The sequence below is a fragment of the Kitasatospora sp. HUAS MG31 genome (assembly GCF_040571325.1).
Taxonomy (GTDB): Bacteria; Actinomycetota; Actinomycetes; order Streptomycetales; family Streptomycetaceae; genus Kitasatospora; species Kitasatospora camelliae.
In genome coordinates, this window is sequence record NZ_CP159872.1 from 1,023,415 (window position 1) to 1,039,723 (window position 16,309).

13 protein-coding genes, 1 tRNA gene and 1 pseudogene are annotated in these 16,309 nt (G+C 72.2%); 7 read left to right on the top strand and 8 right to left on the bottom strand.

The window, feature by feature from the left end:
- Nucleotides 1-27: 27 nt before the first annotated feature.
- Both ABWK59_RS04990 and ABWK59_RS04995 read right to left on the bottom strand, forming a co-directional pair.
- Complete coding sequence (locus ABWK59_RS04990) at nt 28-2,031, bottom strand: APC family permease (protein WP_354644829.1); 2,004 nt, start codon at nt 2,029-2,031, stop codon at nt 28-30.
- Nucleotides 2,032-2,297: 266 nt separating this feature from the next.
- Nucleotides 2,298-4,160, bottom strand: a complete 1,863-nt coding sequence (locus tag ABWK59_RS04995) for an APC family permease (protein ID WP_354638136.1) — start codon at nt 4,158-4,160, stop codon at nt 2,298-2,300.
- A 342-nt stretch (nt 4,161-4,502) separates the two neighbouring features.
- On the opposite strand from ABWK59_RS04995, the gene ABWK59_RS05000 reads away from it, so the two are divergent.
- From ABWK59_RS05000 to ABWK59_RS05015, 4 genes are all read left to right on the top strand, one after another.
- Nucleotides 4,503-5,027, top strand: a complete 525-nt coding sequence (locus ABWK59_RS05000) for a toxin-antitoxin system HicB family antitoxin (RefSeq protein WP_354638137.1) — start codon at nt 4,503-4,505, stop codon at nt 5,025-5,027.
- Nucleotides 5,028-5,123: 96 nt separating this feature from the next.
- Nucleotides 5,124-5,969 (top strand): DUF4097 family beta strand repeat-containing protein, encoded by an 846-nt coding sequence (locus ABWK59_RS05005; RefSeq protein WP_354638138.1) that lies wholly within the window; start codon nt 5,124-5,126, stop codon nt 5,967-5,969.
- Between the two features lie 97 nt (nt 5,970-6,066).
- Nucleotides 6,067-7,065, top strand: coding sequence for an ATP-binding cassette domain-containing protein (locus ABWK59_RS05010; protein WP_354638139.1), 999 nt, complete (start codon nt 6,067-6,069; stop codon nt 7,063-7,065).
- Entirely contained in the window at nt 7,062-7,853 is a 792-nt protein-coding gene (locus ABWK59_RS05015; RefSeq protein ID WP_354638140.1) for an ABC transporter permease, read from the top strand. The genes ABWK59_RS05010 and ABWK59_RS05015 overlap by 4 nt, the downstream gene beginning before the upstream one ends.
- Before the next feature lie 296 nt (nt 7,854-8,149).
- On the opposite strand, the gene ABWK59_RS05020 is transcribed toward ABWK59_RS05015, so the two are convergent.
- Together ABWK59_RS05020 and kdpB are read right to left on the bottom strand one after the other, a co-directional pair.
- Nucleotides 8,150-8,223: transfer RNA gene (locus tag ABWK59_RS05020), tRNA-Met, on the bottom strand.
- Nucleotides 8,224-8,386: 163 nt separating this feature from the next.
- Nucleotides 8,387-10,516 carry a potassium-transporting ATPase subunit KdpB gene (gene kdpB / locus ABWK59_RS05025; protein WP_354638141.1) on the bottom strand — a complete coding sequence of 710 codons (2,130 nt, stop codon included), beginning with the start codon at nt 10,514-10,516 and terminating at the stop codon, nt 8,387-8,389.
- Between the two features lie 299 nt (nt 10,517-10,815).
- Here kdpB and ABWK59_RS05030 point away from each other — a divergent pair, with 299 nt between their 5' ends.
- From ABWK59_RS05030 to ABWK59_RS05040, 3 genes are all read left to right on the top strand, one after another.
- A complete protein-coding gene (locus tag ABWK59_RS05030; RefSeq protein WP_354638143.1) occupies nt 10,816-11,631 on the top strand; it encodes a GNAT family N-acetyltransferase in 816 nt (271 codons plus the stop codon).
- Between the two features lie 127 nt (nt 11,632-11,758).
- Nucleotides 11,759-11,965, top strand: a complete 207-nt coding sequence (locus ABWK59_RS05035; RefSeq protein WP_354638144.1) for a hypothetical protein — start codon at nt 11,759-11,761, stop codon at nt 11,963-11,965.
- Between the two features lie 987 nt (nt 11,966-12,952).
- Nucleotides 12,953-13,489 carry a universal stress protein gene (locus ABWK59_RS05040; protein ID WP_354638147.1) on the top strand — a complete coding sequence of 179 codons (537 nt, stop codon included), beginning with the start codon at nt 12,953-12,955 and terminating at the stop codon, nt 13,487-13,489.
- A 58-nt stretch (nt 13,490-13,547) separates the two neighbouring features.
- On the opposite strand, the gene ABWK59_RS05045 is transcribed toward ABWK59_RS05040, so the two are convergent.
- From ABWK59_RS05045 to kdpF, 4 genes and pseudogenes are all read right to left on the bottom strand, one after another.
- Nucleotides 13,548-13,871 carry an SAV_915 family protein gene (locus ABWK59_RS05045; RefSeq protein ID WP_354638149.1) on the bottom strand — a complete coding sequence of 108 codons (324 nt, stop codon included), beginning with the start codon at nt 13,869-13,871 and terminating at the stop codon, nt 13,548-13,550.
- Nucleotides 13,872-13,905: 34 nt separating this feature from the next.
- Nucleotides 13,906-14,133, bottom strand: a complete 228-nt coding sequence (locus ABWK59_RS05050; RefSeq protein WP_354638150.1) for a hypothetical protein — start codon at nt 14,131-14,133, stop codon at nt 13,906-13,908.
- A gap of 1,467 nt (nt 14,134-15,600) precedes the next feature.
- Nucleotides 15,601-16,080 (bottom strand): annotated as a pseudogene (locus tag ABWK59_RS05055) (potassium-transporting ATPase subunit KdpA); the annotation flags it as partial.
- A gap of 2 nt (nt 16,081-16,082) precedes the next feature.
- Nucleotides 16,083-16,172 (bottom strand): K(+)-transporting ATPase subunit F, encoded by a 90-nt coding sequence (kdpF, locus tag ABWK59_RS05060; protein WP_354638153.1) that lies wholly within the window; start codon nt 16,170-16,172, stop codon nt 16,083-16,085.
- Nucleotides 16,173-16,309: the final 137 nt, after the last annotated feature.

The following is a 16,309-nucleotide window of genomic DNA, read 5'->3' on the forward strand; positions in this document are numbered from 1 at the left end:
GTCTCCGGAGGCCGTCGGGGCGGCGGGTCAGATCCGCTCGGGCGTGGCGGGTTCGCGGGCCGGGGTGGGCTTGCGCGCCGGGGCGGGTTCGCCACGCCGCATGGCGCCGGGGGCACGGCGGGCCGGGCGGTCGGCGCGCGGGGCCGAGGCGAGCTGCCAGGGCACGCTGATGACCATCACGCCGGGGGTGAACAGCAGCCGACTCTTCAGCCAGAGCGCGGACTGGTTGTGCAGCAGGTGCTCCCACCAGTGGCCGACCACGTACTCGGGGATGAACACCGCGACGGCGTCCCGGGGGCTGGTGCGGCGGTACTCGCGGACGTAGTGCACCACCGGCTTGGTGATCTCGCGGAACGGCGAGTCCAGGACCTTGAGCGGCACCGCGATCTCGTACGCCTCCCACTGGGCGCGCAGGTCGGCGGTGCTGTCCTTCTCGACGGCGACGGTGAGCGCCTCCAGGGTGTCGGGCCGGAACGCCTGGGCGTAGCCGAGAGCCCGGAGGGTGGCCTTGTGGAGCTTGGAGACCAGCACCACGCCGTGCACCTTGGCCGGACGGGCGGACTCCTCCTGCGGGTCCTCGATGGCCAGTTCGTCCGAGACGGCGTCGTAGTGGCGGCGGATGCCGCGCATCATCGCCCAGAGCGCGGCCGCGGCCAGCACGGCCAGCCAGGCGCCCTGGGTGAACTTGGTGATCAGGACGATCACCAGGACCAGCGCGGTGGTGACCGCACCCAGCCCGTTGATGATCCGGGAGCGCTGGGCACCGGCCCGGACGGTGGAGTCGCTCTCGGTGGCCAGGGTGCGGTTCCAGTGCCGGACCATGCCGACCTGGGAGAGCGTGAAGGAGGTGAACACGCCCAGGATGTAGAGGTGGATCAGGCTGGTGACGTCGGCCCGGTAGAACCAGAGCAGGGCGCCGGCCACCACGGCGAGGGCGATGATGCCGTTGGAGAAGGCCAGCCGGTCGCCGCGGGTGTGCATCTGCCGGGGCAGGTAGCGGTGCTCGGCGAGGATCGAGGCGAGCAGCGGGAAGCCGTTGAAGGCGGTGTTGGCGGCGAGGATCAGGACCAGCGCGGTGACGGCCTGGATGAAGTAGAACAGGATGCTGTCGCTGCCGCCGAGGAAGGTCGAGGCGAGCTGGGCGATCACGGTCTGCTGGGTGTAGGTGGCGCAGTCGCCGGGAAGGCCGGTCAGCTGGCAGGCGTCGTCCACGTAGTGCACGTTCGAGGTCATCGCCAGCACGGTGACGCCGACGAACATGACCACGGCGGTCAGGCCCATGGCGCTCATCGTCGTCGCGGCGTTCTTCGACTTGGGGGCGCGGAACGCGGGGACGCCGTTGGAGATGGCCTCAACACCGGTGAGCGCGGTGCAGCCGGAGGCGAACGCGCGCAGGCCCAGCATCAGCAGGCCGAGCCCGGCGAGGTTGTCGCCGCCCTCGGCCGGGGCGACGCCGAAGGCGGCGGTGGGCGCCTGCGGGTCGTCACCGAACACCACCCGGACCAGACCGGTCACCACCATCAGCAGGATGCCGCCGATGAACAGGTAGGTCGGTGCGGCGAAGGCCCGGCCGGACTCGCGGACGCCGCGCAGGTTCATCGCGGTCAGCAGCGCCACGAAGCCGACCGCCAGGAGGACCCGGTACTCGGCGAGGCCGCCGAAGGCCGAGATGATGTTGTCCACGCCGGAGGCCACCGACACCGCGACGGTCATCACGTAGTCGACCAGCAGCGAGGCCGCCACCACCAGGCCCGAGTTGGCGCCGAGGTTCTTGGACACCACCTCGTACGAGCCGCCGCCGCTCGGGTAGGCGTGCACCACCTGCCGGTAGGACATCACCACCACGGCCATCAGCGCGACCACGCCGGCCGCGACCCACGGGGTCAGGTAGAGGAAGGCGGTGCCGCCCACGGTGAGGACGAGCAGGATCTCGCCGGTGGCGTAGGCGACCGAGGACAGCGGGTCGGAAGCGAAGATCGGCAACGCCAGACGCTTGGGGAGCAGCGTCTCGCCCAGCTCCTCGCTGCGCATGGCCTTGCCGATCACGAGGCGCTTGAGCGCCTGGGGCACGTTGAACACGTAAGCGAGAGTAGGGGCCTCCGGCGTGATGACAATCGGACCGACGGACCCCTGCCCTTTCGCCCCCGCAGCACTGTTTCCGCAGGTCAGGCCAGCCACACAGACCCCCCACGCCACCCTTCGGAGGTGGTGCAGGGGGCCGTTAAGGAATCGTCAATATCCATGCTGAAATCCGGCAAACCTGGATGTATCAGGCAGGCCGTACACGACGGGCGTCGCTACATCCGCAGCCGCAGCCGGCAGACCACGGCGTCGGTGTGCCGACGCAGGGCACGGGCGATGACGGCGCCGCGCTGGTTCTGCAGGGCGCGCTGCCACAGCCGCCGCGGTTCGGCCTCCGGGATCAGCACGGTGATCCGGTCGTACGCGTGCTCCGCAGCGAGGGTGTTCACGTACGCGGCGATGGGCTGGCCGAGGCGGCGGTGGGAGTCGGTGATCTCGATCAGCGGCACCCCGGGTCGCCACAGTTCCCAGTCGCGGCGCAGCGCCTCAGCGGCCAGCCGGTCCTCGACGTCCGGCGCGGTGTGGACGACGGTGACGGCCTGCACCTCGTCGCCGAGCGAGAGGGCGGCGGAGAGGGCGTCGCGAGTGAGCCTGGTGATCGCGTGGACGGGAACCACCACTAGGGAACGCTGCTGGGTGAGCGGGCCCGGGATGGCGCCCAGCCCCAGGTTGGCTCCGATCCGGGCGTAGGTGCGGTGGATCAGCTCGAAACAGAGCACCAGCAGCGGCAGGCCCAGGCAGATGCCCCAGGCTCCCTCGGTGAACTTGGTGCCGGCCACCACCACCGTGGCAGTGCCGGTGAGCAGCGCGCCGACGCCGTTCAGCAGGGCCTTGCCCCGCCAACCGGGGCCGCGCCGCTGCCGCCAGTGCCGGACCATGCCGACCTGGCAGATGGTGAAGCCGACGAAGACGCCGATGGCGAACAGCGGCACCAGGCTGTTCACGTCGCCGCCGGAGGCGACCAGCAGCGCGGCCGAGACCAGGGCCAGGAAGAGCACGCCGTGCCGGTGCACCTGCCGGTCGGCGCGCAGCGCGAAGACGTGCGGCAGGTGGTTGTCGCGGGCCAGCAGGTGGAGCAGGACCGGCAGTCCGCCGAAGGAGGTGTTGGCGGCCAGGGCGAGCAGGACGACGGTGGCGAACTGGACCAGGTAGAAGCCGAACCCGTGGCCGAGCGAGGCGTCGGCGAGCTGGGCGAGGACGGTGACGCCCTCCACCGGCTGGAGGTGGAAGCGGCCGATCAGCACCGCCAGCCCGATCAGCATCACGCCGAGCAGCGCGCCGAGGGCGACCTCGGTGTGCTGGGCCCGTCTGACCCGCGGGATACGGAAGGAGGGCACGGCGTTGGCGATGGCCTCCACACCGGTCAGTGCCGAGCAGCCCGAAGCGAACGCCTTGAGCAGCAGCAGCGCGCCGACGGTGGTGGCGTCGCCGGCGAGCGCGGAGGCATGCCCGGCGGCGGCCTCGGTGGAGGCGGGCGTGTCCCGGAACAGGCCGACCACGATGATCGCCAGGATCGACAGCACGAACACCGCCGTCGGCGCCATGAACCAGCGGGCGGACTCGGCGATGCCGCGCAGGTTCACCGCAGTCACCAGGGCCAGCACGCCCAGGCACAGCCACACCCGGTCCCCGTACAGCGCGGGGAAGGCGGAGGTCAGCGCCGCCACACCGGCGGTCACCGAGACGGCCACGTTGAGCACGTAGTCGATCACCAGCGAGGCTGCGGCGGTCAGCGCGGTGCGTCGGCCCAGGTGCGCCTCGGCCACCGCGTACGAGCCGCCACCGTCCGGGAAAGCCGCGATCACCTGCCGGTACGAGGCCACCAGGACCGCCAGCAGCACGGCGATCGCCGCCGTCACCGGCAGGGTGAACCCGAGGCCGTACGCGCCGGCCGCAGCGAGCACCAGGACGATGGACTCCGGGCCGTACGCCACCGAGGCCATCGCGTCCAGGGACAGGGCGGCCAGGCCGCCGAGCGCGGTCAGCCGGTGGCGGTCGTCGGCGGCGCCGGTATCAGGGGGTTCCGCCAGGACGGTCGTCGGCGCGGGTGCGGGGTGCGGGTCAGTGGTCTCGGGCATCGTGCTCCAGTCCTCCGGGAGGGGTCCGTTCCCGATCCTGGCCACCCCGGTACGCACGCCCCGCCGGCCATACGGGGCCTTGACGACGGACGCCCGACCCTTGACGCGATCTTGGCGCGCCCGGGCACGCGGAGCCGTGGTCGAGCCCGTCTCCGCCTCAGGCGCCACGCCCCGGCACCACATGGCACCCTATGGCACCGCGTGGCACCACGCGGTGCCACGCGGTGCCACGCCCCGGCGCCACCTCGTTTCCCCAGTTCAGGGCGGGTGCGCGCAATCCGACTCCCCACGTGGCGCCACTCAGGCTTGCGCATGGCGCCATAGTGGTGCCATGATGGCGTCATGGACCTCACCCCGTACGTCGAGAACCTCCGCCGCGAACTGGCGGTGGCCGCCGAAGCCGGCGGGGACGACGCCCGCGCACTGGCCGAGCGCCTCACCGCTCCCCTGGAATCGGCGACCCGCCTGACCATGCTCAACGTGCTCTCCGCCGCGATGGACGAGATCACCCGCGAGCTCGCCCCGGGCTCGGTCGACGTACGGCTGCGCGGGCTGGACCCGGATTTCGTGGTCTCCCTGCCTCCCACCGTCGCCGTCGGCCACGCCGAGCCGGCCGGCGTACCCGTCGAGTCCCTCGCCGCGTCGGCGCCCGCCGACGTCGACGAGGGCGGCACCGCCCGGGTCAACCTGCGGCTGCCGGCCCAGCTCAAGGCGCGGGCCGAGGAGGCCGCGAGCCGCGAGGGCCTGTCGGTCAACGCCTGGCTGGTCCGGGCCGTGTCGGCCGCCGTCGACGGGGGCGGGCAGCCGCGCACGACGGAGAGGTCCCGGACGACCGTCGGACAGAGCATCACGGGCTGGGTGCGCTAGCCCACGCCCACCCACCGGCACCGCACCACCTCATTCACTCACCCACCGCGTCCCACCTGCGGAGACGCCACCCAGACCCATGAGGACGGGACAGTCATGCCTTCTTTCGACACCCCCGCACCGATCTCCGTGACCGCCCACGTGGAGGCCGGCTCCGTCCGGTTCGTCGCGGCCGACCGGCTCGACACCGCGGTCGAGGTGCAGCCCCGCGACCCGAAGCAGGACCGGGACGTCCGGGCCGCCGAGCAGACCGAGGTCACCCTGTCCGGGGGCGTCCTGGCCGTCAGGACGCCCAGGTCGCGCAACTCGCTCCGCCGCCCCGGCGTCGTCGACGTGACGGTCGAGTTGCCCACCGGCTCACAGGTCGACCTGACCGGCGCCTGGACCCAGGTGCTCGGCGAGGGCCGGCTCGGCGAGGTCCGGGTGAAGACCTCCTCCGGCGACACCCGGCTCGACACGACCGGGCCGCTGCGGCTGACCGCCTCGCACGGCTCGATCACCGTGGACCGCATCGAGGGCGCGGCCGAGATCACCACCAGCTCGGGCAGCCTGCGCGTCGGGCAGGTGGACGGCGCCGCCGTCCTGAAGAACTCGCACGGCACCACCACCGTCGGCACCGCCGCCGACGAGCTGCGGGTCAGCGGCGCCAACGGCGACATCGAGATCCGGCACGCCGAGGCCTCGGTCACCGCCACCACCGCCCACGGCACCCTGCGGGTCGGTGAAGTGGTGCGCGGTACCGTCCAGTTGGAGACCTCCTACGGTGCCATCGAGGTCGGCATCCGGCCGGGCACGGCCGCCTGGCTCGACGTCAACTCGGGCTCCGGCCAGGTGCGGAACATGCTCGCCGCCTCCGACGCCCCCGGACGCTCCGAGGAGACCGTCAAGGTCCACGCCCGCACCCGGTACGGCAACATCGACATCCTCCGCGCCAAGGCCTGACCTGCCCCGGCCCCTGACCGGCCCCGGCACCGGAATCACCCCGCTGATTCGCCTCACCGACCCACCCCACCAGCCAGCCTTCGACCAGGAGGGCCCCATGCCTTCATCTGTCATGCCCACGCCACGAATGCCCGGTGCGCAGCCGCCCGCCGCCATCTCCGCCTCCGGTCTGCGCAAGTCCTACGGCGACAAGACCGTGCTCGACGGCATCGACCTGCACATCCCGGCCGGGTCCGTGTTCGCCCTGCTCGGGCCGAACGGCGCCGGCAAGACCACCACCGTGAAGATCCTCACCACCCTGGTCACCGCCGACGGCGGCCAGGCCCACGTCGCCGGCCACGACATCGCCACCTCGCCCCACGGGGTGCGGGCCGCGATCGGCGTCACCGGCCAGTTCTCCGCCGTGGACGGCCTGATCACCGGCGAGGAGAACATGCTCCTCATGGCGGACCTGCACCACCTGTCCAAGCGCGAGGGCCGGCGGGTCGCCGCCGAACTGCTGGAGCGCTTCGACCTGGTCGAGGCCGCGAAGAAGCCCGCGTCCAGTTACTCCGGCGGGATGAAGCGGCGCCTCGACATCGCGATGACCCTGGTCGGCGACCCGCGGATCATCTTCCTCGACGAGCCGACCACCGGCCTCGACCCGCGCTCCCGCCACACCATGTGGCAGATCATCCGCGGGCTGGTCGCCGACGGCGTCACCGTCTTCCTCACCACCCAGTACCTGGAGGAGGCCGACGAACTCGCCGACCGCATCGCCGTGTTGAACGACGGCCGGATCGCGGCGGAGGGGACGGCCGAGGAGCTCAAGCGGCTGATCCCCGGCGGGCACGTCCGGCTCCGCTTCACCGACCCCGCGGCGTACCGGTCGGCCGTGTCCTCCCTCCCGGCCGCCGCCCGGGACGACGAGGCGCTGGCCCTGCAGATCCCCAGCGACGGCAGCCAGCGCGAACTGCGCGCCGTCCTCGACCGGTTGGACTCCGCCGGCATCGAGGCGGACGAGCTCACCGTGCACACCCCCGACCTCGACGACGTGTTCTTCGCCCTCACCGGCTCCGGCACCGTCCCCGACCAGCCGAAGGAGGCTGTCCGATGAGCTCCCTGGCCCTCGCCGTCCGCGACTCGTCCACCATGCTGCGCCGCAACCTGCTGCACGCCCGGCGCTACCCGTCCCTCACCCTCAACCTGCTGCTGACCCCGGTGGTCCTGCTGCTGCTCTTCGTCTACGTCTTCGGCGACGTGATGAGCGCGGGCATCGGCGGCGATGGCGCGGACCGCTCCGCGTACATCGCGTACCTCGTCCCGGGCATCCTGCTGATGACCATCGGCGGCACCACGGTCGGCACCGCGGTGTCCGTCTCCAACGACATGACCGAGGGCATCATCGCCCGCTTCCGCACGATGCCGATCCACCGCGGTTCGGTGCTCATCGGGCACGTCATCGGCAGCGTGCTGCAGTCGGTGCTCAGCGTGGTCCTGGTCGGCGCGGTCGGCGTGGCCATCGGCTTCCGCTCCACGGACGCCACGGTCCTGGAGTGGCTGGCGGCGTTCGGAGTGCTCGCCCTGTTCGCCCTGGCGCTCACCTGGATCGCGGTCGGGATGGGCATGGTCAGCCCGAACGCCGAGGCGGCCAGCAACAACGCGCTGCCGCTGATCTTCCTCCCGCTGATCTCCAGCGCCTTCGTCCCGGTCCACGCCATGCCGGGCTGGTTCCAGCCGATCGCCGAGTACCAGCCCTTCACCCCGGCCATCGAGACCCTGCGCGGCCTGCTCCTCGGCACCGAGATCGGCCACAACGGCTGGATCGCCGTCGCCTGGTGCCTGGCCCTGACGGTGCTCGGCTACCGCTGGTCGACCTCGACGTTCAACCGCGACCCGAAGTAACCGCCATCACCCGGCGGACTCCGACCCGCAACCCGTCCCATCCCCGGGCGGCGTACCCGACACCACGTCGACGTACGCCGCCCGCCGGCGTCCACGGCGGTCACCTGAGCTCGGGACCGCTCGGACGTTGTGCCGGAGTCAGCCGGGCGTGACGTGGCGGTGCAGACCGCTGCCGGTCGACCGGAAGGGCGCCGGCCCGCGATGGGCCACCCGGTGGCCCGGCGACGGTCAGCCGCGATCGGCGGGGAAACAAGCCGGGCCCGGTACGTCTTCACGTACCGGGCCCGGCTTTCTCGTAGCGGGGACAGGATTTGAACCTGCGACCTCTGGGTTATGAGCCCAGCGAGCTACCGAGCTGCTCCACCCCGCGTCGGCGATCACGACTCTACGGCACCACACGGCGCGGATGGAAATCCTTGGACCGACCGGCCATGGGGGGGTGGGTGAAGGAGCGGGTCGAGAGCCGAGTCTGGGCGGTGCCGACGAGGGAGTAGCAGCGGAGCTGCGGCCATCGAGGCTGCGGAGTGGCGGAGTCAGAGCAGGAACTGCACGACCAGCAGGTCGATCAGCTTGATCCCGAGGAACGGCAGCACCAGCCCGCCGAGCCCGAACACCCGCAGGTTCCGCGCGAGCAGCTGGGAGGCGGACGCCGGCCGGTAGCGGACGCCGCGCAGCGCCAGCGGGATCAGCGCCACGATGATCAGGGCGTTGAAGATGATCGCCGAGGCGATGGCGGAGGTCGGGCTGTGCAGCGCCATGACGTTGAGGTGACGCAGGCCCGGGTAGGCGCCGGCGAACATCGCGGGGATGATCGCGAAGTACTTGGCGACGTCGTTGGCGATCGAGAAGGTGGTCAGCGCGCCGCGGGTGATCAGCAGTTGCTTGCCGACCTCGACGATCTCCAGCAGCTTGGTGGGGCTGGAGTCCAGGTCGACCATGTTGCCGGCCTCCTTGGCGGCGGAGGTGCCGGTGTTCATCGCGACGCCGACGTCCGCCTGGGCGAGGGCGGGGGCGTCGTTGGTGCCGTCACCGGTCATCGCGACCAGCTTGCCGCCCTCCTGCTCGCGGCGGATCAGGGCGAGCTTGTCCTCGGGGGTGGCCTCGGCGAGGAACTCGTCCACGCCCGCCTCCCGCGCGATCGCCGCGGCCGTCAGCGGGTTGTCCCCGGTCACCATCACCGTGCGGATCCCCATCCGGCGTAGTTCGGCGAAGCGTTCGCGGATGCCGTCCTTCACCACGTCCTTGAGCTGGACGATGCCCATCACCCGGGCGCCGTGCCGGTCGTGGACGGCGACCAGCAGCGGGGTGCCGCCGTTGGCGGAGACGATGTCCACGGCTTCCAGCACCTCGCCCTGGACCAGCCCGCCGCGTTCGTAGACCCAGGCCGAGACGGCCGCCGAGGCGCCCTTGCGGACGCTGATCACCGTCCCGTCGGGCCACAGCAGGTCGACGCCGCTCATCCGGGTCTGCGCGCTGAACGGGACGAACTCCATCCGGCCGAGCTCGCCCGGGGCGCGTTCGCGCAGCCGGTACCGCTGGGCGAGCACCACGATGGAGCGCCCCTCCGGGGTCTCGTCCGCCAGGGAGGACAGCTGGGCGGCCTCGGCGAGCCGGTCGGAGGGGATGCCGGGGGCGGGCAGGAACCGGACGGCCTGCCGGTTGCCGAAGGTGACGGTGCCGGTCTTGTCCAGGAGCAGCACGTCCACGTCGCCGGCGGCCTCCACGGCCCGGCCGGACATGGCGAGCACGTTGCGCTGGACGAGGCGGTCCATGCCGGCGATGCCGATCGCCGACAGCAGGGCGCCGATCGTGGTCGGGATCAGCGCCACCAGCAGGGCGACCAGGACGGCGGTGGACTGCTCGGCCCCGGCGTGGATGGCGATCGGCTGGAGGGTGACCACGGAGAGGATGAAGACGATGGTGAGGGAGGCGAGCAGCAGGTTGAGCGCGATCTCGTTCGGGGTCTTCTTCCGCTCGGCGCCCTCGACCAGGGCGATCATCCGGTCGATGAAGGTCAGCCCCGGTTTGGCGGTGATCCGGACCACGATCCGGTCGGACAGCACCCGGGTGCCGCCGGTGACCGAGCAGCGGTCGCCGCCGGCCTCGCGGATCACGGGGGCGGACTCGCCGGTGATCGCCGATTCGTCCACCGCGGCGATCCCGTCGACGACATCGCCGTCGCCGGGGATGGTCTCGCCCGCCTCCACCAGCACGAAGTCGTGGAGGCAGAGCTTCTCGGCGGGTACGGTCTCCTCCTCGTAGCGGGTGAGGCCGACCCGCCAGCTGCGGAGTCGGCGGGCCACCGTGCCGGTCCGGGCCCGGCGCAGCGACTCGGCCTGAGCTCTGCCCCGCCCCTCGGCGACGGCCTCGGCGAGGTTGGCGAACACCACGGTCAGCCAGAGCCAGGAGCTGATCAGCCAGGCGAAGACGCTGGGCGACACGATCGCCGACAGGGTCGTCAGGGCGGAGCCGACCTCGACCACGAACATCACCGGGTTGCGCACCATCACCCGCGGATGCAGCTTGCGCAGCGCCTCCGGGAGGGCGGTCAGCAGTTGCTTCGGGTCGAACGGGGCGAGGTCCGCACGGTGGCGTCGGCCGGGCGGCGGCGAGGCCACCGGGTCGGGGTGGACGACGTCCTTCTCAGGAGCCAGGGGAAGCATGCAGCGAGGCCTTCTCGGGCGTGGACCATGACGGAGGCCGACCCGGGCGGTCGACAGGAGCCCAGCCAATCGCGGCGTGCGTACGAACGTGCCTGTCATGACGCGATCCTGACGCTACGTCCGTATTGATTGACGGAGCGTTGACAGCGGCCTGGGAACATCGGGGGTGCCAGGGGCGGGATGTCCTCGGGCCCGGTCGTCGGCCGGCCTCGCCAAGGCTGCGTCAGGAATACGCGGTCGGCCGACAGGACCGCGTCAGGACCAAGCCCTTCCGCCCGGGCGGCGGGTTCACTGGCCGGGTGATCGACCGTCTTCACCCGGCGGACCGGGCGGTCGGCGGCACTGTGCCGCCCCGTCCTGGCCCGCGGGACCTGATCCGCAACAGCAATCCGCTGCTTGACGCCTGGTTCCGTCCCGAGACCCCCGGGCCGGGCACCCTGGCCGCCCACGTCCTGCTGACCGGATGCGGCAGCGTGTGGACCGACCGACCGGTGTCGCCCCGGGCCGCGCTGGTCCACTGCGGTCCGCAGCGCGTTCTGCGCGGCGACCCGCGCTTCCTCACCCCGGACGTCCTCCTCCCCCTCGGGCACGGGCAGTTCAGTGCGTCCGACCGCTTCCTCCCGCTATTCGGCAGGACCTTCACCCAGGTCTTCCCCTGGGTCCGGATGGTCTGCACCCAGCAGCGCCGTCCGGTCCGTCGCGGCCTCCCTCCCGGTGTGCGGGTCCGGCGGCTCGGCCCTGCGGACGCCGTCCACCTCGACACCCTGGGCGCAGACCTGCGGTGGATCGCGGAGACCTGGGAGTCGACCGGCGCGCTGGCCTCGGCCGGCGCCGCCTGGGGCGCGTTCGCGGACGACCGCCTCGTCTCGCTCGCGGTCGGATACCTGCACGGGCTGGCCCACGAGGACCTGGCCGTGGCGACCGTTCCTGGCCACCGGCGGCAGGGGCTGGCGCTGGCCTGCGTCCGCGCGGCCTGCGCCGCCGTCCGCCGCAGCGGACGGACGCCGACGTGGACCGTGCCCCGGTCCAACGGACCCAGCCGTGCGCTCGCGGCGGCTGCCGGATTCGTGCCGGTGGGCGCCGAAGTCGTGTACTGGGTGGGCCCGGCCGCCTGAGCCCGGCACGCAGGGCGGACGGGAGGAACGGCGGCGGGGATCGGCCGCGCAAGGATCGCGTTAACACGGTCGTGCGGCGCCGTCGCCTCGCCGGCCCGCCTGCTACACCGGAGTCAGGAGGTGCACCATGCGCCGTTACCTCACGTACCGTGGCCCGTTGTCGCTGCTCGCGGCCGTGCTCGCCCCGCTCGCGCTCAGCGCCGTCCTGCTGCCGTTCCGCGACAGCATGGCCAACACCAACGTGGCCCTGCTGCTGGTCGTGGTGGTGGTCGCGGTGGCCTCACTCGGGCAGCGGTGGGCCGGGGCCGTCGCGGCCGGACCCCGAGCACGGTGAGCACCATGGCCGCTGCCAGGGCCGCCCCGCCGGAGGCGGCCGTTGTACCGTCGAGGTCGTCGTCCGCCTCGGCCACGGCCCGGTCCATCGCCTGCCGGTTGACCGCGAGGACCGCGTCCAGGGTCTCGGCGAGCCGGGCGACGTCGGCGTTGGACTGGCCGGGCGCGAGGCCGGTGTTGAAGGTGACGGCCTCCTTCAGCCGGCCCTGGGCCCGCAGATCGCGCATCCTCCGGTCGTCGCGCTGGTACTGCTGGAAGGCGTCCAGCACCCGCTCGGCGGCCTCCTGCTCGCCGGGGAAGGTGATGTTGCGCAGCTCGGTGCCCAGGTGGCCGCCGAAGGGGACGGTGCGGTGGTCGGCGCGGTGCGCCTTGGCCGCGGTGTCCAGCCGGGCGTCGTAGGTGGCGAGGGTGGCGCCGTCGAGGCGGGCGAAGGCCTGCGTCTTGTCGAGGAAGGACGCGGCCGGACATCCGGCCGACGGGCGAGGTGTCCGGTGAACCGGGGACGCGCGGTCCGGGTGCCTGGGCGGTCGGGCCGGAGGTCGCCGTTCCCGGCGAGCCTGTCTTCACCGGCTCGATCACCGTACGTCGCGCACCCGCTGTCATGACCGCGCGTCCCCTCCCCTCTTTCACTGGCCGCCGGAATGTCCTCGGTGGCCCACCGAGGTGTTGGGTATTCCGGCGTGGTTCCGCACTCCCCTCCACCACGGAGAAGGTGGGGCGGAACCGTTCACGCATCCGACGCTAGGGGCTCGCGCTCCGCGACCGTCCGTTCCCTGACGGGCTCTTGGCGCAGATCACGGCGCCCCTGACGTTTCCTTGACGCTCCCGCGAGGAGGGCGCACCCCCGGGCGCGCACGGCGCAAAGGTTGTGTCAAAACGCGGGCGCGCGGCGTCATCTCCGTGTCAAGGGTTCCCCCGCCCTGCCGTTCCCGGCGTGCAATGGAGGGGTAAGCGGAAGCGGAACACGAGTAAGACGGAGTGGATCACCATGGATCGCGGCAAGCGGGTCATCGTCGGGGTCTGCGGGACGCTCAGCGGCCTCGCCGCCCTGTACCGCGCGGTCGACGAGGCGCGGGAGCGAGGTGCGGTGCTCGTCCCGGTCACCGCCTGGCAGCCTTCGAGGGATGACAGTCTGCGCCCGTTGTCCGAACTGGAGTACGCAGCCCGGCGGCGGTTGGACACCGCGTTCGACCAGGCCTTCGCCGGCTACCCGGAGGGCATCCGGATCCACCCGCTGGTGGTCCGGGGCGAGCCCGGCCATGTCCTGGTGGCCGCCGCCGACCGTCCGGACGACCTGCTGGTGGTGGGCGCGGGCGGCCACCGGAGGCTGGGGCAGATGCTGCACGGCTCGGTCGCCCGGTACTGCAGGATGCACGCGGGATGCCGGGTCGTCGTCGCCTCGCCCTCCCAGCTGCTGGAGAACCTGGCGCTCGCCGCGCGCTCCGGCTCCCCGTTGCCGTTCCTGGCCGGGGACCGCGGGATCGCCCGCCCGCGCGGCCTCGCCGAGGCCGACCACGCCGGCTGATACTCCTGACAACGGAAGGGCCCCACCCGCGGGTGGGGCCCTTCCGCTTTCCGGTCGTTCACCGCCCGGGCACCAGCTGCCGTTCGCACGCCGCTGCGGGCGGAGCGGGGGCGGTCACCGGCGGGGCGACCAGCGCCGGGTCGAGGACCAGCCGGCCGATACCCAGCGGCCCGGTGAGCTCGCGCAGGGCGGGCTCACCGACCACGGCCGACTCCTGGTCGGCATCGAGCAGGGCGCGCAGGGCCTCGGCGGTGCTGAAGGCGACCGCGCAGCGGCTGCCGTCGCGGTGCCGGAACAGCCTCAGGACCTGCACCGCGCCGACCGTGCGGACCGGCACGTGGAACCGCGGACGGTCGTCTGCCATGTCGTTCTCGGTGGTCATCACGCGCTCCTCGGGGCGTCCTGACGGCTGCCGGTCAGTCCTCGTAGAACAGGGCGACCCGGCAGTGCCCCGGGGCCGTACGGCGGCGCTCCTCGGCGGTGTCCGGCCGCATCGCGGCGGTGTCCGGACGGCCCTCGGCGCCGCCGGCGAAGCGGGGGGCGAAGGCCGCTCCCCGCAGCAGCGTACGGAGGGCCGCCTCGTCCGGCGCGGAAGCCGATCCGCGGCCCGCGGGCTTGCTGGGGAGCACCTGGTGATCGGTCATGACGTGTGGCTTCCTTCCGGTCGCGGCGAGGGCCTCGGTCGGTCCCGCCCGCACCTCCAGTGCAGCCCCTCCGCGCCCCGGCCGCCCGGTCCTTGACGCACGGGCTACGCGCACCCGGCCCGCCTTGACGGAACGCTGACGGCGGACAGGGCCGAACGGGTGACAGATCCCGGCGTACAGCCGACGCGTCCGCCTCCCCTCAGGTCAGATGAGAGCGCTCGCGCAGGTCGTACGGACGGACAGCGCCATCAGTGGCGGCAATGCCGTTCGATCCGCACGTTCAGCCGTCGGAGGTCGATGGCGCCTCGAGCGCGCGGTCGCGCGCTTCTGGCACTCGTACTGCGACCTGGCCGGCGCTGCGGCTATGGCTACTCAGTGCGCGGCCTGGACTCCTCCTCCCGGGCCCGAATACCGCCCGGCGGTCCAAGGCACCCCTCGTGGTCGGTGATCGCCTCCGCCTGGTCCCCGATCGACCAGGCGAACACACCGCGGCCGTAGTCCCCGCAGACGATGCAGTACCCCACGGACCGCTCCTGCCCGGTCACGGGGAAGCCTCCCTGCCGTGATCACCATGGCGAACTCGCCCGGGGCGCCGCTCAGACGCAGGGGCGCCTGCCACCGCCCGTCGCGCTCCAGGAGGCTCGCGATCGTGTTCGCCCATCCGACATCGGTCAGGACCTCCCGCGTCGGCACGTAGGCGGGGGTCCAGATCGGCAGTGCGCCGACCAGCCGCCAGAGCGCCGCGAGACCAGCTTCCAGAGTGGGGTGCGTCTCGGGTAGCTGGATGCCGTCGACCGAGACGGTGACCGGGTGCGGCCAGGAGGCGGTCACCGGATGTACCCCCTGTGCTCGTCGCAAGCGACGGATGGCCCATCCGAGCCGGCCTCCCTCGCTGCCGAGGGTGTACACATGGCCCGCGGCGCGGAGCGGCGGGGCGGACGAGTGACACATATGGCAGGCACGTCCGTGTAGTTGGTCATCGCTGAGCTGGTCGGCGGGCGTCGATTTGCCGGTAGGCATGGGTGTCACCCTGTAATCTGAAGGTGATCGGGAAATGGCTGGGTGTGACTACATCCTCGGGCGCCAGGACTGACATCTGAATGTCGCACCGCAGACTCTTCACGGACGTTTCAAGGACATCGAGGCCCGTCATGTGCCCGAAAGGCCGCCCGCCAGGCCGCCGGCCTCAGCTCGCAGCGCGCCTTCGTCGAAGCGCTCGGCCGAGCCGCTCAGCAGCTCGGCCTCGGCCGGATCACCATCAGCACCCGGCAGATCGGACGATGGGAGTCCGACACCCCTCCGTGGCCGCGCGACGACTACCAACGCCTCCTCACCCACGTACTTCACCTGCCGATCGAGCAGTTGGGCTTCCGCGCGCCCTGGGAGACCGTGGCACCTGCAACGGCGCCGGCGGCTCAGGCACCTGGACCGGCACGGTCTGCGATCCGTACCGCCCTGCCACGGCCAACCCGTGCGGCTGCGGGTGAAACCGCGGAGGAATGCGGCGACCACGGCGATGCCGACCGCGGCGGAGACGAAGTTCTGCACCGCCAGGCCGGCCATCTGCACCAGGTGGCCCATCGCGGCCTCGCCGCTGTAGGACTGCCAGTTGGTGTTGGTGGTGAAGGAGATCGCGGTGTTCCAGGCCTGGCGCGCCTCCATCTCCGGGACGCCCAGGCTCAGCAGCAGGTGGGTCTGGAGGCGGATCAGGCCGTACAGGAACAGCACCGAGACGGCGGAGAAGGCCAGCACCGAGCGCAGGTACACCGGCCAGCGCTGGTCGGCGTCCGCGTCGACGCCGGTCACGCGGTACAGGACGCGCTCGGCTCTCAGGTGCCTGGCGGAGGTGAGGAGCCCGGCGATGTAGTCGCCGAGGGGACGGTGGCACAGGGCCAGGGCGCCCACCAGGGCGAGGGCCTGCAGCCACCCGGCAAGAGTGGAGCTCATGGTCAGAACTTCTCCGGGTGGATCAGCGCGACGACGAGGTAGCCGACGAGCGCGACGGCGACGATGAGACCTGCGATGTTCTCAGCGCTCACAGCTTCTCCACCCCCGGGCGATGAGGGCGATGACGGCGAACACGGCGACCGTGACACCGACGTAGATCAGATCGGACATGGACTCCACCCAGAGCGGAAGGACCTGGCCGCGGTGGCTCGAAGGGCCCCGCAGCACC

Coding starts and splice junctions, on each gene's coding strand:
- ABWK59_RS04990 (WP_354644829.1), bottom strand. CDS start 2,031: ATGCGCAGCGAGGAGCTGGGCGAGACGCTGCTCCCCAAGCGTCTGGCG.
- ABWK59_RS04995 (WP_354638136.1), bottom strand. CDS start 4,160: ATGCCCGAGACCACTGACCCGCACCCCGCACCCGCGCCGACGACCGTC.
- ABWK59_RS05000 (WP_354638137.1), top strand. CDS start 4,503: ATGGACCTCACCCCGTACGTCGAGAACCTCCGCCGCGAACTGGCGGTG.
- ABWK59_RS05005 (WP_354638138.1), top strand. CDS start 5,124: ATGCCTTCTTTCGACACCCCCGCACCGATCTCCGTGACCGCCCACGTG.
- ABWK59_RS05010 (WP_354638139.1), top strand. CDS start 6,067: ATGCCTTCATCTGTCATGCCCACGCCACGAATGCCCGGTGCGCAGCCG.
- ABWK59_RS05015 (WP_354638140.1), top strand. CDS start 7,062: ATGAGCTCCCTGGCCCTCGCCGTCCGCGACTCGTCCACCATGCTGCGC.
- kdpB (WP_354638141.1), bottom strand. CDS start 10,516: ATGCTTCCCCTGGCTCCTGAGAAGGACGTCGTCCACCCCGACCCGGTG.
- ABWK59_RS05035 (WP_354638144.1), top strand. CDS start 11,759: ATGCGCCGTTACCTCACGTACCGTGGCCCGTTGTCGCTGCTCGCGGCC.
- ABWK59_RS05040 (WP_354638147.1), top strand. CDS start 12,953: ATGGATCGCGGCAAGCGGGTCATCGTCGGGGTCTGCGGGACGCTCAGC.
- ABWK59_RS05045 (WP_354638149.1), bottom strand. CDS start 13,871: ATGACCACCGAGAACGACATGGCAGACGACCGTCCGCGGTTCCACGTG.
- ABWK59_RS05050 (WP_354638150.1), bottom strand. CDS start 14,133: ATGACCGATCACCAGGTGCTCCCCAGCAAGCCCGCGGGCCGCGGATCG.